This is a genomic window from Methylobacterium sp. D53M, from assembly GCF_053345625.1.
Genome location: NZ_JBKFAL010000005.1, coordinates 187,060 through 212,441 on the forward strand (window position 1 = coordinate 187,060; position 25,382 = coordinate 212,441).

Here is a 25,382-nt window from a genome sequence, read left to right on the forward strand (position 1 = left end):
TCGTTCAAGAGCGAACCCGGAAAGTGCGCACCGCTGCGATGACCATACCAACCAGCCCCGCCCCCGGCGCCGCCCGCGGCGGTGCGGCGATCCCGTCGATCGCCGTGGTGGACGACGAGGCAGCGACCCGCGAGATGGTCGGGGATTACCTGAAGCTCCACGGGTTCTCGGTGGTCCTGTGCGACGGCGGGCGCTCCTTGCGGGAGCACCTCGCCGGCCACAGCCCGGACCTGATCGTGCTCGACCTGAACATGCCCGAGGAGGACGGGCTCTCCATCGTGCGCGACCTCAAGGCCCGGACCGCGATCCCGATCATCATGCTCACCGCCACGGCGAGCGCGATCGACCGCGTGGTCGGGCTGGAGCTCGGGGCCGACGATTACTTGCCCAAGCCCTGCGAGTTGCGCGAGCTGGTCGCCCGCGTGCGCTCGGTCCTGCGCCGCGTGCAGACGCCGACCGCCGCGCCGGCCCCGGTTCCCGTGAGCCGCATCCGGTTCGGCACGAAATGGCTGGAGCTCGACGCCCTGCGCCTCAGCGACGATGCCGGTCTGGAGCAGGCGCTCACCCGCTCAGAATTCGACCTGCTGAAGGCGTTCGCCGACAATCCGCGGCGGGCGCTCTCGCGCGAGCGCCTGCTCGACCTCGCAGACGCCCGCGACCCGGACGCGTTCGACCGCGCCATCGACGTACGGATCAACCGCATCCGCAAGAAGGTCGAGCCGGACCCCGGCAATCCGCGCTACATCCGCACCGTGCGGGGCCTCGGATACATATTCCGCCCCGAGGGAGACTGATGCGACCCGGATCAATGTTGCGTCGTGATGGGGTGACGCAACAATTTACGCTCCAGATCGGGCTGGAAGCAATATCCGCGGTACGGAGCGTCCCTATCAGCGTGGCAGGACCGAGGGCCGGAGGTGCCCGGAGGACGGGCCATGCGACACGTGATCGGTACCTCGTCGGCCGCGGCTTTCGGCACGCTCTGCGTCCTGGCGCTCGTCGGCTGGACCCAAGCGGCCAGCACGGTGCCCATGCAGGCCAGCGGGGGCGCAAAGGCCTCCGCGGCGGCCCGTGACGGCGCCGCCTGTGGCGGGGCGGCCTGGCCGTACCCGCCCGGCGCCTGCGCGGGTGCCGGCCCGGTCGGCGAACCGGCGGGCCGTCGCGTCCGGCTCATCGCTGTCGACGCCGCGCCCGGCCGTCGGTGAGGGGCGCGAACCGCCATGCCGCACTTCCGCGACGACCCCGGTGTCGACGAAGATCCCGACCTGCTCGGCGCGCTGCGCCGCATGCTGCACGGCGGAGAATGCGCTCCGCGGCGCCTGCCGACCTGCGCCGAGCGGTTCGGCGTGCCGCCGCCGCGCGATTGCGCGCGTGACGCGCAGGATGCCGTGCTGGCCGGCCCGGAGCCGCGGCCGCCCCGATCCCGACATCGCTGAGACCGCCCGTGGCGGATGGCTTCGACGCCGTCTCTGCACGCGCAGCGAAGCGATCCGGCGTCGCCACATCGGCCGGGCGCGCGCAGCACTGGGTCGCTTCGCTGCGCGCGCGATGACGGGGCGGGCGGCATCGACCGAAGATTGCGCGCGGAAGCCGGATGAACCGGTCGCCGCAGCGCCGCCCGATTGCACCGCTCTCCGGCACGGCCTTAAGTTGCTGCCGGACCCCTATGTCGGGACGCGGATGCGGGTTGGACCCAAGATCGCCCTGGTCGGTGGCGTGCCGATCCTCGCCGCCGGCGCGATCGCCATGGCCGGCTGGCTCCTCCTGGCGCAGGAGGAGCGCGCCCGGCGCGGCGCGGTCCTGGCCGCCGACGTGTACCACGACATCGCCACCGCCCGCCTGGTCCGCGACCAGTACGCCGCCGCGGACGCGCAGGACCGGCCCGCCTACGCCGAGCGCTTCGCCGCCCTGACGGCACGGGCCGAGGCCGGCCTCGGCCGGCTGGCCGGCTTCGCCCGCATCGACGAGCAGCGCGCGCGGACCGCCTCGGTGGAGCGGGCGCTGGCCCGCTACCGGGGCGAGATGGACGCCTTCGTCCGCCGGACCCGGGAGAATGACGGCCTGATCCGCGAGATGACGCAGCGGGCCGACACCCTGATCGACCTCACCGACCGGGCGCGCCTGCGGCAGCAGGCCTCGAACGCCGACCTCGCGCGCTCGACGGCCGAGAAGGTCGAGGCGCTGCGGGTCGCCCGGGGCCTCGTGGCCCGCCTCAACGCCCTGAGAGCCCGCAGCGCGGAGAGCGCCGTGCTCGCCGCTCAGGCCGCGGCCCGGAGCGAGGCCCCCGCGGCCGGCCCCGCCGGAGCGGCGGTCTCGGAGAGCGACGGCCCGCGCGCGCAGGGCCTCTTCCGCGCCGCCAGCCGCGACCTCGCGGCGGCGCTGCGGGCCGACGGCCGGGACGCCGACGCGGAGGCCCTCGACGCGCTCACCGCCGAGACGGCGGGGTCGAAGCCGGACCTCCGCGCGAGGCTCGACGCCTGGATCGAGCGCACCTTGAAGATCGAGACGTCCGGCCAGGAGAGCCTGCACGACGAGGTGGCGCAGCTGCTGGCCTATTCCGTGGAGGCCAACGAGATCGAGCGCGCCACCCAGAACGTCGCGATCGGCACCCTCAAGCTGGGGCCGCGCACCGCGGGCGCCCTCCTGCACCGGGACGCGGCCCTCGCCGAGCGGATGCGCGACGAGGGCGAGCGCCTCGCCCGGAGCGCCGCCTCGCTGCCGATCTCGCCGCTGATCCAGGCCGAGATGGTCCAGGCCCTCGACGGGTGGCGCGGGCGCCTCACCACCACCATCGGGGGCCTGCGGCAGCAGAACGCCATGATCGTCGCGATGGACGGGCTCGCCGCGACGATGAGCGACAGCGCCAAGGCGCTCAACGACGCCTTCGTGGAGGACGCCGACCGGTCCGGCATCGTCATCCAGCGGATCCTGCTCGCCGGCGCCGCCGGGCTCCTGCTGTTCGGCGCGCTGGTCGTGATCCTCGTCGCCCGCTCGATCCTGGTGCCGCTGCGCGCCCTCCAGGGCGACATGGTCATGCTGACCGGTAACCCGGCGGGGGCGGCCGTGCGGGGCACGGCACGCCGCGACGAGCTCGGCGACATCGCCCGCGCCACCGCGGTGTTCGTCTCCGAGATCACCCGCCGGGAAGGCGCGCTGCGCCGGGCCAAGGATCAGGCGGACGTCGCCCTGGTCGAGCTGCGCCGGACCCAGGACAACCTCGTCCGGGCCGAGAAGCTCGCCTCCCTCGGGCAACTCGTGGCCGGGGTCGCCCACGAGATCAACACGCCGCTGGGCATCGCGCTCACCACCGGGACGCTCATGAGCGACGAGGCGCGGGCCTTCCGCACCGGCCTGTCCGCCGGCACGCTGTCGCGGTCCCGGCTGAACCACTTCGTCGACCGGGTCGAGGAGGGCGCTACCCTGCTCTGCACGAATCTCACCCGGGCCGCCGACCTCGTCCAGGGCTTCAAGCAGGTCGCGGTGGACCGCGTCAGCGACGAGAGCCGCAGCGTCGTGCTGGCGACCTGGCTCGACGACCTGCTGGCGAGCCTCAGGCCGATGCTGCGCAAGGGCGGCCACGTGGTGGAGCGCGCCTGCCCCGCGGACCTCGTCATCGACACCAATCCCGGCGTGCTCGCGCAGATCGTGACCAACCTCATCGCGAACGCGGTCGTGCACGGCTTCCGCGCGGGCGAGCCGGGACGGATCACCGTGCACGTGTCGGAACGGGAGGGCGGCCTCGTGCGGATGGAGGTCCGCGACACCGGTCAGGGCATCCCGCCGGAGCACCTCGACCGGATCTTCGACCCGTTCTTCACGACGGCCCGCAGCGCCGGCAGCACGGGGCTCGGCATGCACATCGTCCACAATCTCGTGACCGCCAAGCTCGGCGGCCGCATCGCGGTCAGCAGCGAGCCCGGCCAGGGGACCGTCGTGCAGATCGACTTTCCCGCCCAGGGTGCCGGAGCGGCCGCCCGGCCGCGGACCGGCGCGATCCGGACGCCGTGAGGCCGGCCGCGGCATACCGCGCCGGCCAGCGCGCCCTGGCGGTCGCCTTCATCTCGGCGCTGATCCTGGGTCACGGCCCGGCATCGGCGCGCACCTTCGTGTTCTGCTCGGAAGGCAGCCCGGAAACCTTCGATCCCGCCCGCGCTACGACCACCACCACGATGAACGCCGCGTGGCAGGTCTACAATACGCTCGTGGAGTTCGTGCCCGGCACCACGACGATCCGCTCGGCCCTCGCCGAATCCTGGACGGTCTCGGAGGACGGCCGGACCTACGTCTTCGCTCTGCGGAACGGCGTCCGCTTCCACGCCAACGCGCGCTTCACCCCCACGCGCGCCCTGAACGCCGACGACGTGGTGTTCTCGTTCACCCGGCAGCGGCGCTCAGGGCCCGACGGCGCCGCGCAGGGCTTCACCTACTTCCACGATCTCGGCCTCGCCGACCTGATCGAGGCCGTCGACGCCCAGGATTCGCGCCACGTCCGCTTCCGGCTGCGCGAGGCCGACACCACCTTCCTCGCGAACATCGCGCAGGCCTTCGGCGCCATCCTGTCCGCCGAGTACGCGGCCGCCCTCGCGGCCGGCAACGCGTCGGACGACCTCGCCCGGGCGCCCGTCGGGACGGGCCCGTTCGTGTTCGAGGGGTACCGGCCGGATCAGGTCCTCCGCTACCGCGCCTTCCCGGATTACTGGCGCCGCGCCGCGGACGGGAACGAGCCGGGCGAGCGACCCGACGGTCTCGTCTTCGCGATCACGCCGAACGCGGCGGTCCGGCTGAACAAGCTGCGGGCCGGCGAGTGCCACGCCATGGCGTTCCCGGCGACCGGCGACCTCGACGCGATCCGGGCGGAGCCGGGCCTGACGCTGCTCGCGCTGGCCGAGCTGAACGTCGCCTATCTCGCCCTCAACACGACCCGTGCGCCCTTCGGCGACGTCCGGGTGCGGCGCGCGGTCAACCTCGCCATCGACCGGCGGGCGATCGTGGCGGGCGTCTACGGCGACGCGGGGATCCTGGCGCAGGGGCCGCTGCCGCCCGGGATCTGGGCCCACGACGCGGACCTGCCGGACACCCCCTTCGACCGCGGCGAGGCGCTGCGCCTGCTGGCCGAGGCCGGGCTCGCCGACGGCTTCGACGTTGACCTGTGGTATCCGCCAGTCAGCCGACCCTACAACCCGAACGGCCGGCGCGTCGCCGACATGATCCAGGCCGACCTCGCGCAAGTTGGCATCCGCGCGCGCCCGGTCACGCGTCCCTGGAACGCGTACCGCGCCGCCCTGTACGGCGGAGAGCCCACGCTGATGCTCTACGGCTGGACGAGCGACAACGGCGACCCGGACAACTTCCTGAACGTCCTGCTCGGCTGCAAGGCTGCCCAGACCGGCGGCGCCAACCTCGCCCGCTGGTGCGACCCGGCCTACGACCGGCTGGTCGAGGCCGCCCGCCGCACCGGCGACCGGGAGGCGCGCCAGGCTCTGTACCGGCAGGCTCAGGCCATCGCCCGGCGCGCGATGCCCTGGGTGCCCCTGGCCCACACCAAGGTGCATCTGGCGCTCCGCGACGACGTGCTCGGCCTGACGATGGATCCCCTCGGCCGCCACCTGTTCGAGACGGTACGGTTCCGCGACCCGCGCTGACGGCAACGACAGCACCGTCCTCGCGAGCGGAGCGAAGCAATCCAGCAGCGCCACGTCCACTAACGGCGCGCATCCCTGGGTCGCTTCGCGGCGCTCGCGATGACGGGGTGGGCCGACCGACCACGCTCACTTCTTGGTCCGCTGCTGGAAGACCCGCAGCACCTGATTGCCCCGCGCCACGGCGTCGTCGAGGGCCCGCTGCGGCGCCTTCGCGCCGTCGAGCGCCGCCTCCAGCTCCTCGGCCCAGATGTCCCGGATCTGCAGCATGTTGCCCAGGCGCAGACCGGCGGTGTTGCGTGTCGGCGGCCGCCGGGTGAGTTCCTGCACGGCGACGTGGAGCTGCGGGTGCCGCTCGAAGAAGCCCTCCGCCACCGCGTCGTCGTAGGCGGCGCGCGTGGTGGGGATGTAGCCGGTGTTCCGGTACATCGCGGCCTGCTGCCGCCCGTCCATCAGGAAGGCCAGGAACCGGGCGACGCCGCGGTACTCGTCCGGCGTCTTGCCCTGCATGACGTAGAGCGAGCCGCCGCCCAGGATCGCGTTCTGCGGCTCCGGCACGACGTCGGGATAGAAGGGCATGGGCACGACCGTCCAGTCGAACCGGGCGGCGGTGGCGACCTTGCCGTACAGGCTGGACGAGGTGAGGAAGATCGCGCAGTCGCCCGAGACGAACCGGCTCTCGCCGCGATTGACGCGGTCGTTGTACTCGAACACGCCCGCGCGCTTCAGGTCGACGAGGTTCTGCAGGTGGCGGACCTGGAGCGGGCCGTTGAAGACGAGTTCGGCATCGTAGCCGTCCAGGCCGTTGGAGCGGGTCGCGAGCGGCCGGTCGTGCCAGACGGACAGCTGCTCGAGATGCACCCAGGTCGGCCAGGCGGAGGACAGGGCGCACCGCTTGCCGTCCGCCGCCTTGAGCCGCCGCGCGGCCTCGAAGACCTCGGGCCAGGTCGCCGGGGGCTGCTTGGCGTCGAGTCCCGCCAGACGGAACCGGTCGCGGTTGATCCACATCACCGTCGAGGAGACGTTGAAGGGGAGCGACAGCATCCCGCCCTCGGCATCCCGATAATTGGTGGCGACGACCGGCAGGAAGTCCTCGGGCGTCACCGAGAGCCCGGCCTCCCGCATCACGGTGGCGACGGATCTGACGGCGCCGACGGCGGCCGCCATGGTGCCGTTGCCGACCTCGAAGACCTGCAGCAGGTGCGGCGCCGCGCCGGTGCGGTAGGCCGTGATGCCGCTGCTGATCGTCTCGGCGTAGGAGCCCTTGTAGACCGGCACGACCCGGTAGTCCGGCTGCGATGCGTTGAAGGTCTCGGCGAGGCGGGTCACCAGCTCGCCGTTCGGCCCGTCCAGGGCGTGCCAGAACTGGATCTCGGTGAGGGCCGCGGCGGGCAGCGGGCGCAGCGCGGCGGGCAGCCCGACGAGTAGCCCGACGAGCAGCGTCATGAGCAGGCCGGCGCTCGGCAGCCTCGGGAGGCCGACGCCGCGCCGGGTGAGTTGCGTCGCGCCGCTCATGCCAGCCGCTCCGGTAGCCACAGCCGCAGCACCGTGCCGGCACCCGCGCTGCTCTGCAGTTCGACCCGCCCCTGGAGGCGGTTCACCACGAGGTTGTGGACGATGTGCAGGCCCAGGCCCGTGCCGCCGCGGGCGCGGGCCGTGGTGAAGAACGGGTCGAACACGCGGCCGAGGTCGGCCCCGTCGATGCCGCGCCCGTCATCGGCGATGGAGAGGCCGATGCCGTCCCCGGACCGGATCCCCGTGATGGTGATGCGGCCGCCCTCCCGATCCTGGAAGCCGTGCTCGATCGCGTTCTTGACGGCGTTCGAGACGACCTGCGCCAGGATCCCCGGCAGGGTGTCGACGACGAGATCGGGCGGGCAGTCGACCTCGAAGACGTGGCGGCTTGGCCGCGCCAGGGCGCGCAGGCTCTTCAGGAGTTCGTCGATCCAGTCCGCGAGGTTCAGCGGGCGGCGGTCCTCGATGGCCTGATCGGCCGCCACCTGCTTGAAGCTGTAGAGGAGATCGGCCGCGCGCATCAGGTTGCTGGTCAGGAGCTGCGCGCCCTCTCGCATCCGCCCGGCATACTGGGTCAGCCGCGACCGGGAGAGCTGGTTGTCCCCGACCATGCGCGCGAACGCGGCCGAGTCGGACTGGACCTGTGTCGCCGTGGTCAGGGCGATGCCGAGCGGGGTGCTGATCTCGTGCGAGACGCCCGCCACGAGCTGCCCGAGCGAGGCGAGCCGCTCGGCGCGGATCAGGTCCTCCTGGGCCTGCCGCAGGGTCGTGAGCGCGTCGTCGGCGCGCTGGGAGGCGTTGCGCCGGTCCGCCTCGCGGCGGCGGATCTGCTCCAGGAACGCGTTGGTCGCCCTGGCGATGTCGCCGAGTTCGTCGCGTCGGGTGAGCAGGTGGCTGTCGCGGCCGATATCCTCGGGGGCGGGCGCGGCGGCGGCGGTGACGATGCTGTGCTGGAGCGCGTGCAGCGGCCGGGTGATCGAGCGCGCCACCGCGGCGGCGGCGCCGATCCCCAGGCACAGGGCGCCGACCGCCCCCACGACCAGCAGCTGCCGGATCACGCTGCCGAACTGGTCGGCATCGTCGATGAAGGCCCGGCTCAGGGTCTGCGCGTTGGCGCTCATCGTGGCGGCGCGGCTGTCCATGTCGGCGATGGTCTCGTTCTGCTCGCTGATCTTCTCGATCGTCGCGGCGAGCTGCGTGCGCCACCCGTCGATCGCCTCCGCCATCTCGTCCCGGATGCTCACCGGGATGAGCAGCGTCCGGGACGTGCCCGACAGCTCCGCGCCCGCCTCCAGCACCCGCGACGCTTCCGCAGTATCCCGGCGCGCCAGGGCCGCATCCGTCCTTCGGGCCAGGCGCAGGGCCGTGAGGGCGATGTCCTGGGCGGAGAGCTCGGCCTCGTTCGAGAGGACCGAGTGACGGATCAGGAGCGCGACCTCCTCGTACAGCCGGTTCTGCCGGGTGACGTTCACTTGGACGAGCTGGTCGCACCACTCGACCAGGACGCGGCCGGCCTGGGTCGCGCGGGTCAGCTCGAAGCCCTCGGAGAGCACCCTGTTGAGGCCGTCCTCGGTCCGGCTCCGGTCGCGGTACGCCTTCAGGAGCTCCGTCGCCCGGTCCGCCGCCCCCGCCTCGCCGTCGACCCGCAGGACGCGGCGCAGCCGGTCGCCTACCGCATCGAGCTGCCGCAGGTCGGCGGCGAGCTCATCGAACTCGATCGGGAAGACCGGGCGGCCGATGCGCGCCCGGTTCAGCTCCGCGGTGCTGATCGCCTCCCGGAGCTCCCGGAGGGCCGTGACGACGCCCTGGTTCCGCTCCAGCTCGGCATCCTTGACGGCCAGGACGGCGATCAACTGGGCGTTGTCCTGCTGCTGGCGCCGGCGCGCGACGTCGGTCAGGGCCACCAGGGCGTCCGCCCGCCGGGCCATATCGGCGATCGTCGCGTTCGCGGTCCGCTCGGAGAGCAGGAGCGAGCGCATGCGCGTCACCTGCGAGTTCAGATCGCCCGTGACGGTCGCCACGAGAGCCGACTGGCCGCGGGTGCGCGCGAGACCCTCCAGGCGTTCGAGCTGCCCGGCCGCCGTGGCGGCCCGCTCGTCGAAGCGTCGCTCGGCCTCGTCCCGCCGCGCGGTGCCGCCGCTGACGGCATCCGCCCGCGCCCGGTTCATCGACGTCAGCGTCTGTGCGGTCTCCGTCGCCACCACGGCGCCTGTCCGGGCCCGCTCCGCCTCGTAGAGCAGGATCCAGGCGCCCAGCGCGATGGCGGCCGCGACGAGAATCGGGATCGCGCCGACCACGAGGACGCGGCGCGCGATCCCGGACCTCCCCAACCCGCGGATCATCGCGCCGCGCACCGTGTCCCGCGCCCCGTCACCCGTCCCGCTCCCCGATCCGTCGCTGATTCCGCGACGACATAGTCCGTTATTGTGCCATCGGCGCGATGACTTCCCGAGAGCGCTGAAGCAACACGGGACGCAATATTCCCGCAGCACCGCTTGTGTAGATACCGCCCCGCACAACGGTCCTCGAAGGCCGAATGAGGGGAAACACCATGCTCGACGTCATCGCCCGCCTCCTGCTCTCGGCCGGCATCATGGTCGGCACGACCTACCTGCCGGCGCTCTCGCAGGCCGTCACCGGGCAGCCGGCCGGCACCCGGAGCTACGCCGCGGACGCGCCCGCCTGCCCGGCGAAGCCCGCGATGGCCGGGATCCGCGCCCGGTCCTGCCTGGGCTGACCGGCATGGAGACGCTCCCTCTGATCCTGCTCGTCGGCGGGAATGTCCTGCTCGCGATCGTGATCCCGCTCCTCGTCTGAGCGCGCCGCGATCATGCTCCGCGAGGCCGCCGGAAGGCCGGTCGACCAGGGCCCGCCGCGAACCGCCGCCGCGGTCGGCAGTTGCCCGCCGGTGAGGCCTCGATTAGCCGGTCGATGCGGCCGGCTCGGGCCGCGCCCCGTGTCACGATGCGCCGCCGCCCATGCCCGCGTCTCCAAGCCTCGCCCGGGACCGATCCCGCATCGCGGCCCTCGCTCTGGCGACGCTGATCGGCGTCGGCGATCCCCGCCCGGGCTGGTCCCTCGACATGCCGGACAGCCCGCGTCCCGCCCGGCCGTCCCGGCCGGTGCCGCCGGAGCTGGCCGCGGCCCTCGCGGCGTACAGGACCTACGTCGTGGCCCAGGCCGACGCCTTCGTGCGCGAGACCGCGCGCTTCGTCGCGGCGATCCAGGCCGGGCAGCTCGCGGAGGCGCGTCGGCTCTACGCCCCGGCGCGCGCGCCCTACGAGCGCATCGAGCCGGTGGCGGCCCTGTTTCCCGAGCTGATCAAGCGTCTCGACGTGCGCAGCGACGAGTTCGAGCTGCGCGAGCGCGATCCCGCCTTCGTCGGCTTCCATCGGCTGGAGATGGCGCTGTTCACCCTCGGCACCACGGAGGGGCTCGGCGAGGTCGCGGAGCGGCTCACCGCCGAGACCGTGACCCTGCGCGACCGACTCGCGGCGCTCGCCATCCCGCCCGCCCGGGCGGTCGGGGCGGCCTCGGCCCTGATCGAGGGGATCGCCGCCACCAAGATCAGCGGCGAGGAGGAGCGCTACAGCCGCACCGACCTGTGGGACTTCCAGGCCAATATCGAGGGCTCGAAGGTGGTGTTCACGCTCCTGCGGCCGCTGCTGACGGACCGGGACTTCGTGGCCCGGGTCGAGCGCAGCTACAAGCGGGTCGAGGACCTGCTCGCGCGCTACCGCAGTCCGGACGGCGGCTTCCAGAGCTACGACAACCTCACCGCCCGCGACCGCAACGCCCTGAAGGGGCCCATCACCCTGTTGGCTGAAGATCTGTCGACGCTGCGTGGCCGGTTGGGTCTAGACTGATATCATTGCCGAGGTGCCGCGCTGTGGCCTCTCTTCGTGGCTAAAGGCGGCAGCGCGACCAGATCTTGCCGAGCGACGATGCGCTTCCTTTCACCGGTTCCCACCCGCCGCTGGTTTCTCGGCGGCCTCGGCGCCGCCGCGCTCCTCGGGCCCGCCCGGGCCGAGGACGCGACGCCGACCACCGCCACCGAGGGGACGCTCGTCTCTCAGCCCTTCTACGGCCCCCACCAAGCCGGGATCGTCACCCCTCAGCCGGCCGCCGTCCTGTACGTCGCCTTCGACGTGCTGGCCGAGCGGCGCGGCGAGCTGCCCCACCTGTTCCGGACGCTCACCGAGCGCCTCGCCTTCCTGACGCGGGGAGGTGCCGTGCCCGATCTCCACCCGCAGCTCCCGCCGCGCAATTCCGGCATCCTCGGGCCGACCATCTTCCCGGACAATCTCACCGCCACCGTCTCGGTCGGCGCGAGCCTGTTCGACTACCGGTTCGGCCTGGGTCGCGCCCGCCCGCGCCATCTCGGGCCGATGGAGCGCTTCCCCAACGACGCCCTCGACCCGGCGCAGTGCCACGGCGACCTGCTGATCCAGTTCTGCTCGAACACCGCCGAGACCAACATCCACGCCCTGCGCGACGTCATCAAGGCGACGCCCGGCCTCCTCACGCCACGCTGGAAGATGGAGGGCTTCCTCCCGCCCCACGTGGTGAAGACCATGGGGGCCGACACCGTGCGCAACATGCTCGGCTTCAAGGACGGCACCGCCAACCTCGACGTGCGGGACCTCCGGATGATGGACCGTTACGTCTGGGTCGGAGCGGGGCAGGACGAGCCGGCCTGGACGACGGGCGGAAGCTATCAGGTCGTGCGGATCATCCGCACCCTCGTCGAGCGTTGGGACCGCACGCCGCTCGGCGAGCAGGAGGCCATCATCGGGCGGCACAAGGGCAGCGGCGCGCCGCTCCGGCAGGGACACGAGCGCGACGTCCCCGACTACGCCGCCGACCCGGACGGCGAGGCGATCTCGCTCGCGGCCCATATCCGTCTCGCCAATCCGCGCCTGCCGGGCACCGAGGGCAGCCTGATCCTGCGCCGCAGCTACAACTATTCCCGCGGGCTGACCGCCGCCGGCCAGCTCGACATGGGCCTGCTGTTCGTCTGCTACCAGGCAGACCTCGCCGCCGGATTCATCACCGTGCAGAACCGTCTGTCCGGCGAGGGGCTCGAAGAGTACATCCGCCCGATCGGCGGCGGCTATTTCTTCGCTCTGCCCGGCGTGCCGGGGCCCGGCTCCTTCCTCGGGGAAGGAATGCTGGCCACGACCTAGACGGCGTCGACGCGGATCCCGGCTCGGACCACCGCCCCCGGATGCTGCCCCCGGGGCGCCCGAGGGACCGGCCGGCTGCGGGACCGCTCCCGCGCTCAGTCGCCGTCCGTCTGCCCCGCGATCAGGGCCATGCGGACGAGTTCGGAGAGGCTGCCGGCCTGGAGCTTGGACATGACGTTCGCCCGGTAGATCTCCACCGTCCGCGGGCTGATGCCGAGATCGAGGCCGATGACCTTGTTGGCCTTGCCGGCGATCAGTCCCTCCAGCACCTGCCGCTCGCGCTCGGTCAGTTCGGCCAGGCACGCCCGCACCGCGTCGCGCTCGGACGCGCGCTTGGCCGTCCGGTCCGAGCGCGCCAGGGCCGAGCGGATGCTGGCGAGGAGCACCTCGTCGTCGAACGGCTTCTCGATGAAGTCGACTGCGCCGGCCTTCATGGCCGCGACCGCGAGGGCGACGTCCGCGTGGCCCGTCATGACGATCACCGGCGGCAGGCTACCCCGCTGACGGAGGCGGTGCAGGAGCTCGACGCCGTCGATGCCGGGCATGCGCACGTCGGTGACGACGCAGCCGACGCGCTCGGGCTCTGCCGCCAGGAAGGCGGTCGCGGAATCGTGGACGCGGACGGTCAGCCCGTCGGTCGCCAGCAGGAAGGCCAGCGCCTGACGCACCGCGAGATCGTCGTCCACGATGTGCACGGGCGCGTCACTCGACATGAGCCATCTCCTCGCGGTCGAAGGTGCGCAGGGTGAAGCGGAAGGTCGTCCCGCCGTCCGGACCGGGGCCGGCCTGGATCTTGCCGCCGTGGGCCTCGACGATGGTCCGGCAGATCGACAGGCCGACGCCCATGCCGTTCGCTTTCGTCGTCACGAAGGGCTGGAAGAGCTGCTCGGCGATCTCGGGCGCGATGCCGGTCCCGGTATCCGACACGCGCACCTCGACCAGGCCCTCGGCGGGCAGCGCCCGCGTGGCGACGGTCAGGTCGCGCCGGGCCACGTCCTGCATGGCCTCGATCGCGTTGCGGATGAGGTTGAGCAGGACCTGCTGCACCTGGATCCGGACCGCCATCACGAGGGGCGCGTCCGGGTCGAGATCGAAGCGGACGCGCACGCCCTTCTCCTTGGCGCCGACGAGGGCCAGGGCGCTCGCTTCCTCGATCAGCTTCGGCAATCCCTCGATGTGGCGCTCGCTCTCGCCGCGCGACACGAAATCCCGCAGGTGCCGGATCACCTGCCCGGCTCTCAGGGCCTGGTCGGCCGCCTGGTTCACCGCGTCGGCGAGCAGGGGCACCTCGGGACCCTCCATGCGCCCGAGGAGGCGGCGGCAGCCCTTCAGGTAGCTCGCGATCGCCGTCAGGGGCTGGTTGATCTCGTGGGCCAGGGTCGAGGCCATCTCGCCGAGGGCGGTGAAGCGCGACATGTGCACCAGCTCGGACTGCAGCTCCTGCAGGCGCGTCTCGGTCTCGTTCCGCTCGGTCAGGTCGCGGATGAAGCCGGTGAAGTAGCGCTCGCCGCCCGAGCGCATCTCGCCGACCGACAGCTCCATGGGGAAGGTGGAGCCGTCCTTGCGCTGGCCGACCACGACGCGGCCGATGCCGATGATCCGGCGCTCGCCCGTCCGGAGGTAGCGGGCCATGTAGGCGTCGTGCTGGCTGCGGTACGGCTCCGGCATCAGCACGCTGACGTTCCGCCCGACCATCTCGTCCGAGCCGTAGCCGAACTGGCGCACGGCGGCCGCGCTGAACGATTTGATCTGCGCCTGCTCGTCGATGACGATCATCGCATCGGGCACCGTGTCGAGGATCGAGCGCAGGTGCGCCTCGCGCGCCCGCAACTCCTCGTCGGCCTGCTTCTGCGCGTGGATGCTGAAGACCACGCCCCGGTGCCGGCACGGCCGGCCGCCGGCATCGACCTGCACGCGCCCGCGCGAGCGTAACCAGTGAACGCGTCCATCGGGATGCACGGCGCGGAAGTCGATCTCGTAGCTTCCGCCGTCCGTCAGCGCGCGCCCGATCGCCGCCGCCCGGGCGGCGCGGTCGTCCGGGTGAACGCGCGCTTGGATCTCGTCCAGGGTGGTGAGACGGTCCGGCGGCACGCCGAACAGGCGGATGCAGGACGGGAGGATCGTGACGTGCCCGGTCGGGATGTCGAGGGCCCAGCCGCAGATGCCGGCCTCGTCGAGCGTCAGCCGCAGGCCGTCGGCGTCGAACGGGCCGCCGTCGCCGGTGGCGGGCGCGGATGGGTGTTCAGGCGTCGTCATGTCAGTCGCGCGCGGGGGGACGGCACCGTCATCATTCCGGGTCGTCGGCGCCCGTCTTACACCGCCGGTTGCATCAGCAAACAGCCGGGGGGCGCGCGTGCGCGCCGCAGCGGCTCACGGCGTCGCCGTCGCGCCCTGCTTCCGCGCGGTGACTTGCCGGAGCAGGCGTCCGAGCTGCTCGGCCGAGTAGGGTTTGTGCAGGACCGAGAATCCGTGCGCGCCGTCCTGCGCGAGGACGTGGCTGTAGCCTGAGGCCAGGAGCACCGGAAGCCGCGGCATCCGGCGCCTGAGTTCCTGCGCGAGGGCCAGCCCGCCCATCCCCGGCATCACCACGTCCGAGAACACGACGTCGAACTCCGTTCCCTCGGGTCCGAGCCGGTCCAAGGCTTCCTCGGCATTCGCGGCCCAGGTAGTCTCGTAACCGAGATCTTCCAGAATCTGCGTGGCGAAGGTGCCGACCTCGACGTTGTCCTCCACCACCAGAACGCGCTGGCCGGAACCGATGGGGGAGGCCGGCTCCGCGGGCGCGACGGCGGCGTACGGCGCGGACTCGGCCGCGACTTCGGGCAGGTAGAGCGTGAAGGTCGTCCCCGCGCCGAGCACGCTCTCGACCGCGACATCGCCGCCGGACTGCTTCGCGAAGCCGAACACCTGGCTCAGGCCCAGGCCCGTCCCCTTGCCGACCTCCTTGGTGGTGAAGAACGGCTCGAAGATCCGGTCCAGCACGTTCGGGGCGATGCCGGAGCCGGTATCGGTGAGCGCGATCGCCGCGAACGGCCGCGCGCTCGCCGCGTGCCCGCGGATCGCCGGCAGAGGGCAGGTGCAGGTCAATCGCAGCGTGAGGGTGCCCTCGCCGTCCATCGCGTCGCGCGCGTTGACGGCGATGTTCACCAGCGCCGTCTCGAACTGGCTCAGGTCGGCGCGCACGGCACAGGAGACTTCCGGGATCGCGGTGACGACCCGGATCCGCGCGCCCGTCACCGTGTCGAGCAGTTCGGCCACGGCCCGCAACCGGTCGCCGAGGTCGAAGACCTGCGGGTCCAGGGTCTGGCGGCGGGCGAAGGCGAGAAGCTGGCCGGTCAGCTTGGCGGCGCGATCGACCGTGTCGGACACCGCGTCGAGGTAGCGGGCCTTGCGCGCCTCGGGCAGCTCGGGCCGGCGCAAGAAGTCGACGGACGAGCGGATGATGGTGAGCAGGTTGTTGAAGTCGTGCGCCACGCCGCCGGTGAGCTGGCCCACGGCCTCCATCTTCTGCGACTGGCGCAGCGCCTCCTCGGTCTTGAGCAGCTCTCCGGTGCGCTCGGCGACACGGCTCTCCAGGGTCTCGTTCAGCTCGCGCAGGCCGTCTTCCGCCAGCTTGCGGTCGTGGATGTCGGTCGATGTCCCGAACCAGGCGGTGATGGTCCCCCCGGGATCGCGCAGCGGTTCGGCCCGGGCCATGTACCAGCGATACGCGCCGTCGTGCCGCCGATAGCGCACCTCGATCTCGTAGGTGACGCCTTGCTCGCGCGCGTCCGCCCAGACCGCCGCCGTCCGCGCGCGATCGTCCGGATGCACCGCCTCGATCCAGCCATCGGGCAGCGACGCCTGCGTGTCGAGGCCGGTATACGCGCACCAGCGGTCGTTCAGGTAATGCAGGCGGCCGTCCGGCGAGGCGAACCAGACGAAGGCCGGCACGACGTCGGTCAGCGTGCGCAGCCGCGCCTCGGCCTCGCGGCGCTCGTCGATGTCGATGACAGAGCCGAAATAGCCGAGGAACGCGCCGTCGGAGGCGAACCGCGGCGACGCGGCGTCGAGCGCCCAGCGGTACCGGCCGTCCCCGTCCCGGAGGCGGTATTCGAGGCGGAACGACGCCCGGTCGGCGTTCGCCGCCAGGAACACCTGCTCGGAGTGGGCGCGGTCGTCGGGATGGATCGCGTCCAGCCAGCCGAGGCCGAGCGCCTCGGCCTCCGCCTGCCCGGTGAACTCGTACCAGCGCCGGTTGAGGTAGATGCACGCCCCGGTCTCGTCGGTGATCCAGGTCATCACCGGCGCGTCGTCCGCCATGGCGCGGAAGCGGGCCTCGCTCTCCCTGAGCCGCGCGTCGGCCTCGTGGCGGAACGTGACGTCGCTGGCCATCCCGAACCACTCGGTGACGGTCCCGTGCCGATCGATCAGCGGCACCGCGCGCGACAGCGTCCAGCCGACGCCGCCGTCGGCGCGCCGGACCCGGTGCTCGAGCTCGAACAGGCCCTTGCGGCTGACCGCGTCGTTGACGGCGGCCATGACCTCGGGCCTGTCGGCCGGATCGACGTAGCGGTCGAGCCAGCGCACGCTCGGCTCCGCCATGTCGGACAGGAAGCCGCGACCGTCGAGCTGGCGCATCTCCTGCCAGTCCGGGCTCATGCGGTAGACCACGTCGGAGGTCGCGTGGACCAGGGCGCGGAGCCGCGCCTCGCTGAGCCGCAGGCTCGCCTCCGCGCCGACACGCTCGATATGCGCCCAGCAGCGCTCGGTCGCTTCGCGGATGAGCGCGAGCTCGGCGCGCGACCAGCGGTGGGGCCGCGCGTGGTGGACGGCCATCAGGGCGGCGAGCCGTCCGTCCTTCACCAGCGGCATGCAGATGGTGGCCGCGATCCCGATCGCCCGGAAGGCCTCGGCCTCGTGCGGGGCGAGCTCGGCGGCGTTGTCGTTGATGATGAGCGGCCGGCCGGCATTGAGTTCCTGGACGGCCAGGGCGCCGAAATCGGCGAGGCTGTAATGCCCGAGGATCGAGGGCGACGTCGGCACGTGCCAGTTGCCGCGGATGGTGAAGCCGTCGCCGTCCGGATCCATGTCGGCGTAGGCGCAATTCGACAGGTTCAGGTGCGCGCCGACGCAGCGCGTGGTGATCTCCAGGATCGTGCCGGCGTCGCGGGCGTTCGCGGTTGCCTGGCCCAGCTGGTCGAGGAAGCCGAGGCGGCTCTCGTTCTCGGCGATCCGACGCTCGCTGAGGACGCGCTCGGTGATGTCGAGCACCGTGGCGAGCGTGCCGATCGGCGTCCCCTCGTCGTCCAGGATGGGCGTGTAGTCGAGGTCCATCCAGACCGTCTCCGGATGCCCGTGTCGCCAGAGCTCCAGTTCCTGGGCGCGGAAGCTGAGCGGGCGACCGGACAGGCCGCTGGCGATCACGTGTGCGTTGAAGGTGCGGGCTTCCGGCCAGAGTTCCAGGAGACGCCCGCCGAGGGCCTCCGGATGGCGCGGGCCGCAGACCTCCGCGTAGCCCCGGTTGTAGACCAGGATCCCGTCGCTTCCCCAGATCGCCACCGTCGGGACCGGCGAGAGCAGCAGGGTCTGGACGATGGTCCGGACGGGCGCGGGCCAGGAGGCGATGGCCCCGAGCGGCGTCGCCGCCCAGTCATGATCGCGGATCAGGTCGCCGAGATCCCCGCCTCCGACCGGAGACCAGTTCTGCGGGACGGCCGCGCGCGTCATCGATGCGAATACCGAAACCGTGCCATCGCGGCGCTTGTCGACGCGCGGGCGCGCAGCGTCAACATCCGCCGGGCCGGGCCGCGGGGTCCGGACGTTTCCTCCCGGAGGTGAATCCGCTAGGCGTGAAGGCCGGTTCAGAGCGCGCCTTCGCTTTCCGGCATCGTTCGCGCGTTCGCACCGAAACCGGTTTCGTTTTCGCCGCGCGGAGGTCTGAAGGCATGCTCTCGGAGCGTCAGAACGCGATCATGGACGTCGCTCGGACCGAGGGGCGCGTCTCGGTCGATGCCCTGTCCGGCCGGTTCGCGGTCAGCGTGCAGACCATCCGGAAGGACCTGAACGACCTCTGCGACGCGCGCCTCCTCTCGCGCATCCACGGCGGGGCGGTGCTCGGCGCGGGCGCCGAGAACCTCGACTACGAGGCACGCAACGCGATCGCGGCGCCCGAGAAGGCGGCGATCGCGCGCGCGGCCGCCGACCTGATCCCGGACCGCTCCTCGCTGTTCATCAATATCGGCACCACCACCGAGGCCGTCGCCCGGGCGCTGCTGAGCCATTCCGGCCTCATGGTCATCACCAACAACCTCAACGTCGCGCTCGCCCTGCGGCCCAGCCCGGAGATCGAGTGCATCGTGGCGGGTGGCCTGATCCGCCGCTCGGACGGGGGGATCGTCGGGGAGGCGGCGGTGGATTTCATCCGCCAGTTCAAGGTCGATTTCGCGGTGATCGGGGCCTCGGCGATCGACGAGGACGGGGCCCTCCTCGACTTCGACTATCGCGAGGTCCGGGTCGCGCAGGCGATCATCGCCAACGCGCGCCACGTCGTGCTGGTCGCCGATTCCACCAAGTTCGAGCGCAGCGCGCCGGTCCGGCTCGCCCAACTCAGCCAGGTCGGCACCTTCGTGACCGATCGCTGCCCCAGCGACACGCTGCGCGACCTGTGCCGCGCGTCCGGAGTGCGGCTCGTCGAAACCGGTCGCTGAGCGTATTGGTTTCGATTGACTTTCCTTTGGTTTCGTATTCAATTCCTCTGCTTTCGCAGCCGCGCGTCTGACGCCGCGGCACGAGAGGGGGAGGATCATGCGGACGTTCGACGTTGCCGTCATCGGCGGGGGGATCAACGGCTGCGGCATCGCGCGGGACGCGGCCGGCCGGGGATACTCGGTGTCGCTGACCGAGCAGAATGACCTGGGCAGCGGCACCTCGTCATGGTCGACCAAGCTGATCCACGGCGGTCTGCGCTACCTGGAGCACTACGAGTTCCGCCTCGTGCGGGAGGCGCTGGCCGAGCGCGAGGTGCTCTGGGGGATCGCGCCCCACATCGTGCGCCCGCTGCGCTTCGTCCTGCCGCTCCACGCGGGCCTGCGTCCGGCCTGGCTGCTGCGGATCGGCCTGTTCCTCTACGACCATCTCGGCGGCCGCAAGCGCCTGCCCGGCACGCGCCCCGTGGACCTCTCCGGCCCGGTCGGCGCCCCGCTCAAATCCGAGTTCCGGCGCGGCTTCGAGTACTCGGACGCGCGCGTCGACGACACGCGCCTGGTGGTGCTCAACGCGCGCGACGCCGAGGCGCGGGGCGCCGAGATCGCGGTGGGGACCCGCGTCGTCTCGGTCCGGCGCGAGGGCGATCTCTGGCGCATCGTCCGGCGCGAGCTTCGGACCGGCCGCGAGGAGGAGATCGCCGCGCGCTTCCTCGTCAACGCGGCCGGCCCCTGGGTCGACCGGGTGATCCAGGGCCCGCTCGGCCGGAGCGAGGCCAAGCACGTGCGCCTCGTGCAGGGCTCGCACATCGTGTTGCGCAAGCTCTACGACCACGACCGGGCCTTCATCTTCCAGAACGCGGACGGGCGCATCATCTTCGCGATCCCCTACGCGAACGACACGACGCTCGTCGGCACGACGGACCGTGACTTCTCCGGCGATCCCGCCGACGCGGCGATCACCGAGGAGGAAATCGAGTATCTCCTGAGCGCCGCCAGCGAGTACTTCGCGACGCCGCTTCGCCGGGACGACATCGTCTGGACCTTCTCGGGGGTGCGCCCCCTCTACGACGATCATGCCTCCGCGGCGCAGGAGGCGACGCGCGACTACGTGCTGAAGACGGACGGCGCGGCCGGCGAGGCGGCGGTGCTGAACATCTTCGGCGGCAAGATCACCACCTACCGCAAGCTGGCCGAGGATGCCCTGAAGGAGATCGGTCAGCGCCTCGGGGCGCGCGGCCGCTCGTGGACCGGAGGCGCCGCACTGCCGGGTGGCGATTTCCCGGTGGACGGGGTGGCCGAGCTCGAGGCGCGCCTCGCCCGCGCCGCGCCCCGGCTTGGCGCCGCCACGGTCCAGCGCATGGTGGCCGCCTACGGGACGGACGCGCTGCGCATCGCCTCGAATCTGGGACCCGATCTGGGACACGGCCTCCACGAGGGCGAGCTGCGCTGGATGATGGACCGGGAATGGGCCCGCACCGCCGAGGACGTTCTCTGGCGCCGGTCGAAGCTCGGTCTCGCCTTCTCGCCCGACGAGGTCGCGGCGCTCCGAGCGCGGATCGCGTCCATGACCGGCCGCACCGACGGCGCGATGGCCGCCGCCGTCTGAGACCGGCAAGGACGCAGCGAGACCGAGAGACGGCGACCCGGCCGAGCCGGAGAGGCGCCGCATCACAGGAGGAAACGATGCCGCGACCGGACCATGCCGTCCACCATCGCCACAGGTCGAGACCGGACGCGCGGATCGCGCGTCGGCGCGCCGATACGGCGCGACGCTGAGCGCTGCACCTCAGCACCCCGTCCAATCCGAGATGCGCCCGGGATGAGCCCGGGTCCATCCGCGGTCTCAAGCACCAAGGCGCGCCATGATCGGCTTTCTCGCTCCCGCGGCCCACAGGCCACCCATCCAGACGGATCGCGTCGATCCGACCTACCGCAAGCTGCGCTGGCAGATCTTCGCGGGCATCTTTCTCGGCTATGCGGGCTATTACCTGCTGCGCAAGAACTTCTCGCTGGCGATGCCCTACCTCGTCGAGCAGGGCTACAGCCGCGGTGAGCTCGGCACCGCGCTCTCCGCCGTCGCCATCGCGTACGGCCTGTCCAAGTTCCTGATGGGCATGGTCTCGGACCGCTCCAACCCGCGCTACTTCCTGCCGATCGGCCTCGTGCTCTCGGCGCTGGTGATGTTCCTGTTCGGCTTCGTGCCCTGGGCGACCTCCAGCGTCGGCATCATGTTCGTCCTGCTGTTCCTCAACGGCTGGTTCCAGGGCATGGGTTGGCCGCCGAGCGGCCGCACGATGGTGCACTGGTGGTCCCAGAAGGAGCGCGGCGGCGTCGTCTCGGTCTGGAACGTGGCGCACAATGTCGGCGGTGGCCTGATCGGCCCGCTCTTCCTGCTCGGCCTGGCCTGGTTCAACGACTGGCACGCGGCGTTCTACGTGCCCGCCGCCGTGGCGCTCGGCGTCGCGGTCTTCGCCTTCATCACCATGCGCGACACGCCGCAATCCTGCGGGCTGCCCTCCGTGGAAGCCTGGAAAGACGATTTTCCGGACGGCTACGACGCGAACCACGAACGCGAGTTCTCCACGCGCGAGATCTTCGTCGAGCACGTGCTGAAGAACCGGATGCTCTGGTACATCGCCTTCGCCAACGTCTTCGTCTACCTGCTCCGCTACGGCGTGCTGGACTGGGCGCCGACCTACCTGAAGGAGGCCAAGCACTTCTCGGTCGACAAGACCTCCTGGGCCTACTTCCTCTACGAGTGGGCCGGCATTCCCGGTACCCTTCTCTGCGGCTGGCTGTCCGACAAGCTGTTCCGCGGCAACCGGGGCGCGACGGGCGTGGTGTTCATGTTCGGCGTCATGGCGGCGACGCTGGTCTACTGGCTCAATCCCGAGGGCAATCCGGGCGTCGACCTCGCGGCCCTGATCTGCATCGGCTTCCTGATCTACGGGCCGGTGATGCTGATCGGCCTCCAGGCCCTCGAGCTCGTGCCGAAGAAGGCGGCCGGGACGGCGGCGGGCTTCACGGGCCTGTTCGGATATCTCGGCGGCTCCGTCGCGGCGAGCGCGCTGGTCGGCTACACGACCGACCATTACGGCTGGAACGGCTGCTTCATTCTCCTGCTGGCGGCCTGCGTCCTCGCCATCGTCTGCCTGTCGCTGACCCTGCGGCACAGCAGCACCGCGGTCGCGCAGCCTGCGTGAGCGGCGGTTTCCGGGCACGGCAGGGATGCTCAGGCTTCCTGCCGGCCCGTGCCGGTGCGATCGGGACGGGCGCCCGGAGCGGCCGTCCCGGCGCCGAGCGTGACGGTCAGGTCCTTCCGCCGGTCGTCAGGCCGTCACATCGCCCCGAGCGCCCGCGGGAGCCACAGGGACAGGGCGGGCCAGTAGGTCACCAGGACCAGGAAGGCCAGCATCGTCAGCAGCCAGGGCAGTACGGCGACGGTCAGCTCGGAGATTCCCATGTGGGCGATCCCGCTCGCCACGTAGAGGTTGAGCCCGACCGGCGGGTGGCACAGGCCGACCTCCATGTTGACCGCCATGATGATCCCGAAATGGATCGGGTCGATTCCGAGCTTGACCGCGATCGGGAACAGGATCGGCGCCATGATCAGCAGGATCGAGGACGGCTCCATCACGTTTCCGGCGATCAGCAGGATGATGTTGACGACGAGCAGGAAGACCAGCGGGCTGAAGTTCATGGCGATCAGCCACGCCGCCATCGTCTGCGGGATGTTCTCCGACGTCATCAGGAACGAGAACAGCACCGCGTTGGTGATGATGTAGAGCAGCATCGCGCTCATGTTGGCGGACGCGAGGAGCACGCGGGGCACGTCCGACAGCTTCAGGTCCCGGTAGACGAACACCGCGATGACGAAGGCGTAGACGGCCGCCGTCGCGGCCGCCTCGGTCGGGGTGAAGATGCCGGCGTAGATGCCGCCGATCACCATCACCACGAGGAACAGGCCCCAGGCGCTCTCGCGGAAGGCGCGCAGGCGCTCGGCCCAGGACGCCTTCGGCATGCGCGGATAGCCGCGGCGCTTGGCGATGACGAAGGTGACGCTCGCCAGCATGGCCGACAGGACGATGCCGGGCATCACACCGGCGAGGAACAGGTTGCCGATCGAGGAATTCGTCGACACCCCGTAGAGCACGAGGATGATCGAGGGCGGCACGAGGATGCCGAGCGCCCCCGAGGTGGTGATCACCCCGGCGCCGAAGCGCCGTGGGTAGCCCTCCGCCACCATGGCGGGCAGGATGATCGAGCCGATCGCCACCACGGTCGCCACGCTCGACCCCGACACGGCGGCGAACAGCGCGCAGGCGACCACGCCGGCGAGGCCGAGGCCGCCCGGCCAGTGCCCGACGAGGGAGGTCGTGAAGGCGATCATCCGCCGCGCCACGCCGCCATGGGCCAGGAAGTTGCCGGCGAGGATGAAGAACGGGATCGCCATGATCGAGAAGTTCTCGATCCCGGTGAACAGCTTGAGCGCGACGCTCTCGATCGGCACCTGCGTGAGGGTGAACAGGAAGGTCAGCACCGTCAGGCCGAGCGCGATCGAGATCGGCATGCCGGTGAGCATGAGGGCGATGAGCAGCCCGAAGATGATCAGGCCGCTCATGCGGGGCCTCCTTCGCGGCCGAGCTGGATCGGGTCGACGCCCTCGACGGTCGGGACGCCGTCGACATGGGCGTGGTCGCGGGCGGGCAGGTGCCCGGTCTTCCAGTAGCTCCACGCGACCTGCAGGAAGCGGAAGCACATCAGGTAGGAGCCGAGGGGGATCGCGAGGTAGACGATCCAGACCGGGATCTCCATGTCGGGCGTCGTCTGATCGGTGTGGCCGATGCGCCAGACGAAGTTCGTGCCGAGCGTGCCGACGATCCCGGTGAACAGCGCGCCCGCCGCAAGGCTGACCAGGACCATCACCCGGCGCGCGCCCGGCGGCAGGCGGTTGACCAGCACGTCGACGCCGACGTGGATGCCGGTGCGCACGCCGTAGGCCGCGCCGAACTTCGCGACCCAGATGAACATGTAGATGCACAGTTACTGCGACCAGCCGAAGTCGATCCGGTCGGTGTAGTCCTGCAGCGCCGGGATGCCGGAGAGGAACCGGTGCACCACCGTGGCGAAGGTGATGACGGTCGCGGCCGCCATCAGGGTTCCGATCAGCACCTCTTCGAGCCGATCGAGCAGTTTCAGCAACATGGTCGGTCCGGGCGCGGCGGCGGGATCAGTTGTTCGGCGCCGCCTCGGCTTCCTTGTTCAGCGCCGCGACCAGATCCTTGCCGACGCGGGAAGCCATCTCGCGCTGGACCGGCGCCAGGGCCTTGCGCCACGCGGCGTTCTCGGCATCGGTCGGCGTGTAGACCTCGGTCTTGCCGGTGGCGCGGATGTCGGCGAGCGCCTTCTCATTCTGCTTGTCGGCGATCTCGTGCTCGTAGGCGGTCGCGTCCTTGATGGCGCCCTCGAGCGTCGTGCGGATGTCGGCCGGCAGCCCGTCCCAGAAGCCCTTGTTCACGATGACCGCGTAGCCGATGTAGCCGTGGTAGGTCAGCGTGGCGTGCTTCTGCACCTCGTTGAGCTTCTGGGTCGTCACGTTCGACGGCGGGTTCTCCTGGCCGTCGACCACGCCGGTCTGCAGCGCCTGGTAGAGTTCGGAGAAGGCGAGCACCTGCGGCAGCGCCCCGAGCTGCTTGAACTGCGCCTCCAGAACCTTCGAGGACTGGATCCGGAACTTCAGGCCCTTCACGTCCTCGGGGGCGTGCATCGGCTTGTTGGCGGTGAGGATCTTGAAGCCGTTGTCCCAGTAGCCGAGCCCCTTGATCCCCTTGGTCTCGAGCTTCTTGAACAGGCCCTGGCCGATCGGCCCGTCCTGGACGCGCCGCAGCACCTGCTCGTTGGGGAAGATGTAGGGCAGGTCGAAGGCCTCGAACTCCTTCACGCCGAGGGGCCCGAACTTGCTCGTGGACGGCGCCAGCATCTGCACGGCGCCGAGCTGGAGCATCTCCACCTCCTCCTTGTCCTTGTAGAGCGTGCTGTTGGGGTAGATCTCGACCTTGACCGCGCCCTTGGTGCGCTCCTCGGCGAGCTGCTTGAACCGCTCGGCGCCCTGGCCCTTGGGCGTGTCGGTGGTGGTGACGTGGCTGAACTTGATGACGATGGGGCTCTGCGCCGCGGCCGGCGTGACGAAGGCGAGCGCACACACGAGCGCACCGAGTATCCGAGCCGTCATCGCGTCCTCCCAGACCTGAGCCCGCGTCGTTGCGCGGATTGAATTTTGGATAGACTTGCAGGTGAGCGCGGTGGCGACAAGCGCGAAAGTGCGACGCCGGGGGGAAGATGTCGCCCGCACAAAC

The 25,382-nt window shown here is 71.2% G+C and carries 18 protein-coding genes and 1 pseudogene; 11 read left to right on the forward strand and 8 right to left on the reverse strand.

The genetic code is table 11. The annotated features are described in order from the left end of the window. Positions 1-38: 38 nt before the first annotated feature. The 5 genes from ACLBYG_RS11600 (at position 39) to ACLBYG_RS11620 (ending at position 5,642) form a co-directional block, all read left to right on the forward strand. Complete coding sequence (locus ACLBYG_RS11600; protein WP_447681553.1) at positions 39-794, forward strand: response regulator; 756 nt, start codon at positions 39-41, stop codon at positions 792-794. 141 nt (positions 795-935) lie between these two features. Further along, positions 936-1,205, forward strand: coding sequence for a hypothetical protein (locus ACLBYG_RS11605; RefSeq protein ID WP_447681554.1), 270 nt, complete (start codon positions 936-938; stop codon positions 1,203-1,205). A 15-nt stretch (positions 1,206-1,220) separates the two neighbouring features. Further along, on the forward strand, positions 1,221-1,436 hold the full coding sequence (locus ACLBYG_RS11610) for a hypothetical protein (RefSeq protein ID WP_447681555.1): 216 nt from the start codon (positions 1,221-1,223) through the stop codon (positions 1,434-1,436). Between the two features lie 244 nt (positions 1,437-1,680). Further along, complete coding sequence (locus ACLBYG_RS11615; protein WP_447681556.1) at positions 1,681-4,008, forward strand: ATP-binding protein; 2,328 nt, start codon at positions 1,681-1,683, stop codon at positions 4,006-4,008. Beyond that, the gene (locus ACLBYG_RS11620) at positions 4,005-5,642 is read left to right on the forward strand and encodes an ABC transporter substrate-binding protein (protein WP_447681557.1); all 1,638 of its coding nucleotides are present in this window, start codon (positions 4,005-4,007) and stop codon (positions 5,640-5,642) included. Before ACLBYG_RS11615 ends, ACLBYG_RS11620 begins: the two co-directional genes overlap by 4 nt. 126 nt (positions 5,643-5,768) lie before the next feature. Here the strand turns inward: ACLBYG_RS11620 and ugpB are convergent, their stop codons facing one another. After that, positions 5,769-7,154 carry a sn-glycerol-3-phosphate ABC transporter substrate-binding protein UgpB gene (ugpB, locus tag ACLBYG_RS11625; RefSeq protein ID WP_447681558.1) on the reverse strand — a complete coding sequence of 462 codons (1,386 nt, stop codon included), beginning with the start codon at positions 7,152-7,154 and terminating at the stop codon, positions 5,769-5,771. Next, a complete protein-coding gene (locus tag ACLBYG_RS11630; RefSeq protein ID WP_447681559.1) occupies positions 7,151-9,496 on the reverse strand; it encodes an ATP-binding protein in 2,346 nt (781 codons plus the stop codon). Before ACLBYG_RS11630 ends, ugpB begins: the two co-directional genes overlap by 4 nt. A gap of 209 nt (positions 9,497-9,705) precedes the next feature. Here ACLBYG_RS11630 and ACLBYG_RS11635 point away from each other — a divergent pair, with 209 nt between their 5' ends. The 3 genes from ACLBYG_RS11635 to efeB all read left to right on the forward strand — a co-directional run bounded on the left by ACLBYG_RS11635 (position 9,706) and on the right by efeB (position 12,340). After that, a complete protein-coding gene (locus ACLBYG_RS11635; protein WP_056533322.1) occupies positions 9,706-9,891 on the forward strand; it encodes a hypothetical protein in 186 nt (61 codons plus the stop codon). Positions 9,892-10,132: 241 nt separating this feature from the next. Continuing rightward, a complete protein-coding gene (efeO, locus tag ACLBYG_RS11640; RefSeq protein WP_020093141.1) occupies positions 10,133-11,020 on the forward strand; it encodes an iron uptake system protein EfeO in 888 nt (295 codons plus the stop codon). Positions 11,021-11,098: 78 nt separating this feature from the next. After that, the gene (gene efeB / locus ACLBYG_RS11645; protein WP_447681560.1) at positions 11,099-12,340 is read left to right on the forward strand and encodes an iron uptake transporter deferrochelatase/peroxidase subunit; all 1,242 of its coding nucleotides are present in this window, start codon (positions 11,099-11,101) and stop codon (positions 12,338-12,340) included. Positions 12,341-12,435: 95 nt separating this feature from the next. Here efeB and fixJ read toward each other — a convergent pair whose 3' ends face one another. The 3 genes from fixJ to ACLBYG_RS11660 form a co-directional block, all read right to left on the reverse strand. Further along, a complete protein-coding gene (gene fixJ / locus ACLBYG_RS11650) occupies positions 12,436-13,053 on the reverse strand; it encodes a response regulator FixJ (RefSeq protein ID WP_447681561.1) in 618 nt (205 codons plus the stop codon). Then, the gene (locus ACLBYG_RS11655) at positions 13,043-14,596 is read right to left on the reverse strand and encodes a PAS domain S-box protein (protein ID WP_447681562.1); all 1,554 of its coding nucleotides are present in this window, start codon (positions 14,594-14,596) and stop codon (positions 13,043-13,045) included. The genes fixJ and ACLBYG_RS11655 overlap by 11 nt, the downstream gene beginning before the upstream one ends. A gap of 114 nt (positions 14,597-14,710) precedes the next feature. Continuing rightward, positions 14,711-18,049: a PAS domain S-box protein gene (locus ACLBYG_RS11660; RefSeq protein ID WP_447681563.1), complete on the reverse strand. Its 3,339-nt coding sequence runs from the start codon at positions 18,047-18,049 to the stop codon at positions 14,711-14,713. Between the two features lie 218 nt (positions 18,050-18,267). On the opposite strand from ACLBYG_RS11660, the gene ACLBYG_RS11665 reads away from it, so the two are divergent. From ACLBYG_RS11665 to glpT, 3 genes are all read left to right on the forward strand, one after another. Then, positions 18,268-19,029, forward strand: a complete 762-nt coding sequence (locus tag ACLBYG_RS11665; RefSeq protein WP_020093146.1) for a DeoR/GlpR family DNA-binding transcription regulator — start codon at positions 18,268-18,270, stop codon at positions 19,027-19,029. Between the two features lie 97 nt (positions 19,030-19,126). Beyond that, positions 19,127-20,632, forward strand: coding sequence for a glycerol-3-phosphate dehydrogenase (gene glpD, locus ACLBYG_RS11670; RefSeq protein WP_447681564.1), 1,506 nt, complete (start codon positions 19,127-19,129; stop codon positions 20,630-20,632). Between the two features lie 256 nt (positions 20,633-20,888). After that, on the forward strand, positions 20,889-22,229 hold the full coding sequence (gene glpT / locus ACLBYG_RS11675) for a glycerol-3-phosphate transporter (RefSeq protein ID WP_447681565.1): 1,341 nt from the start codon (positions 20,889-20,891) through the stop codon (positions 22,227-22,229). A gap of 134 nt (positions 22,230-22,363) precedes the next feature. Here glpT and ACLBYG_RS11680 read toward each other — a convergent pair whose 3' ends face one another. The 3 genes and pseudogenes from ACLBYG_RS11680 to ACLBYG_RS11690 all read right to left on the reverse strand — a co-directional run bounded on the left by ACLBYG_RS11680 (position 22,364) and on the right by ACLBYG_RS11690 (position 25,258). After that, positions 22,364-23,647 carry a TRAP transporter large permease gene (locus ACLBYG_RS11680; RefSeq protein ID WP_056533341.1) on the reverse strand — a complete coding sequence of 428 codons (1,284 nt, stop codon included), beginning with the start codon at positions 23,645-23,647 and terminating at the stop codon, positions 22,364-22,366. After that, positions 23,644-24,231 (reverse strand): annotated as a pseudogene (locus ACLBYG_RS11685) (TRAP transporter small permease). Before ACLBYG_RS11685 ends, ACLBYG_RS11680 begins: the two are co-directional and overlap by 4 nt. Before the next feature lie 25 nt (positions 24,232-24,256). Next, complete coding sequence (locus ACLBYG_RS11690; protein ID WP_091928037.1) at positions 24,257-25,258, reverse strand: TRAP transporter substrate-binding protein; 1,002 nt, start codon at positions 25,256-25,258, stop codon at positions 24,257-24,259. Positions 25,259-25,382 lie beyond the last annotated feature (124 nt).

Bases quoted from the DNA above. Each gene is read 5' to 3' on its own strand.
- ACLBYG_RS11600 (WP_447681553.1), top strand. From the start codon at position 39: ATGACCATACCAACCAGCCCCGCCCCCGGCGCCGCCCGCGGCGGTGCG.
- ACLBYG_RS11605 (WP_447681554.1), top strand. From the start codon at position 936: ATGCGACACGTGATCGGTACCTCGTCGGCCGCGGCTTTCGGCACGCTC.
- ACLBYG_RS11610 (WP_447681555.1), top strand. From the start codon at position 1,221: ATGCCGCACTTCCGCGACGACCCCGGTGTCGACGAAGATCCCGACCTG.
- ACLBYG_RS11615 (WP_447681556.1), top strand. From the start codon at position 1,681: ATGCGGGTTGGACCCAAGATCGCCCTGGTCGGTGGCGTGCCGATCCTC.
- ugpB (WP_447681558.1), bottom strand. From the start codon at position 7,154: ATGAGCGGCGCGACGCAACTCACCCGGCGCGGCGTCGGCCTCCCGAGG.
- ACLBYG_RS11630 (WP_447681559.1), bottom strand. From the start codon at position 9,496: ATGATCCGCGGGTTGGGGAGGTCCGGGATCGCGCGCCGCGTCCTCGTG.
- ACLBYG_RS11635 (WP_056533322.1), top strand. From the start codon at position 9,706: ATGCTCGACGTCATCGCCCGCCTCCTGCTCTCGGCCGGCATCATGGTC.
- efeO (WP_020093141.1), top strand. From the start codon at position 10,133: ATGCCCGCGTCTCCAAGCCTCGCCCGGGACCGATCCCGCATCGCGGCC.
- efeB (WP_447681560.1), top strand. From the start codon at position 11,099: ATGCGCTTCCTTTCACCGGTTCCCACCCGCCGCTGGTTTCTCGGCGGC.
- fixJ (WP_447681561.1), bottom strand. From the start codon at position 13,053: ATGTCGAGTGACGCGCCCGTGCACATCGTGGACGACGATCTCGCGGTG.
- ACLBYG_RS11655 (WP_447681562.1), bottom strand. From the start codon at position 14,596: ATGACGACGCCTGAACACCCATCCGCGCCCGCCACCGGCGACGGCGGC.
- ACLBYG_RS11660 (WP_447681563.1), bottom strand. From the start codon at position 18,049: ATGACGCGCGCGGCCGTCCCGCAGAACTGGTCTCCGGTCGGAGGCGGG.
- ACLBYG_RS11665 (WP_020093146.1), top strand. From the start codon at position 18,268: ATGCTCTCGGAGCGTCAGAACGCGATCATGGACGTCGCTCGGACCGAG.
- glpD (WP_447681564.1), top strand. From the start codon at position 19,127: ATGCGGACGTTCGACGTTGCCGTCATCGGCGGGGGGATCAACGGCTGC.
- glpT (WP_447681565.1), top strand. From the start codon at position 20,889: ATGATCGGCTTTCTCGCTCCCGCGGCCCACAGGCCACCCATCCAGACG.
- ACLBYG_RS11680 (WP_056533341.1), bottom strand. From the start codon at position 23,647: ATGAGCGGCCTGATCATCTTCGGGCTGCTCATCGCCCTCATGCTCACC.
- ACLBYG_RS11690 (WP_091928037.1), bottom strand. From the start codon at position 25,258: ATGACGGCTCGGATACTCGGTGCGCTCGTGTGTGCGCTCGCCTTCGTC.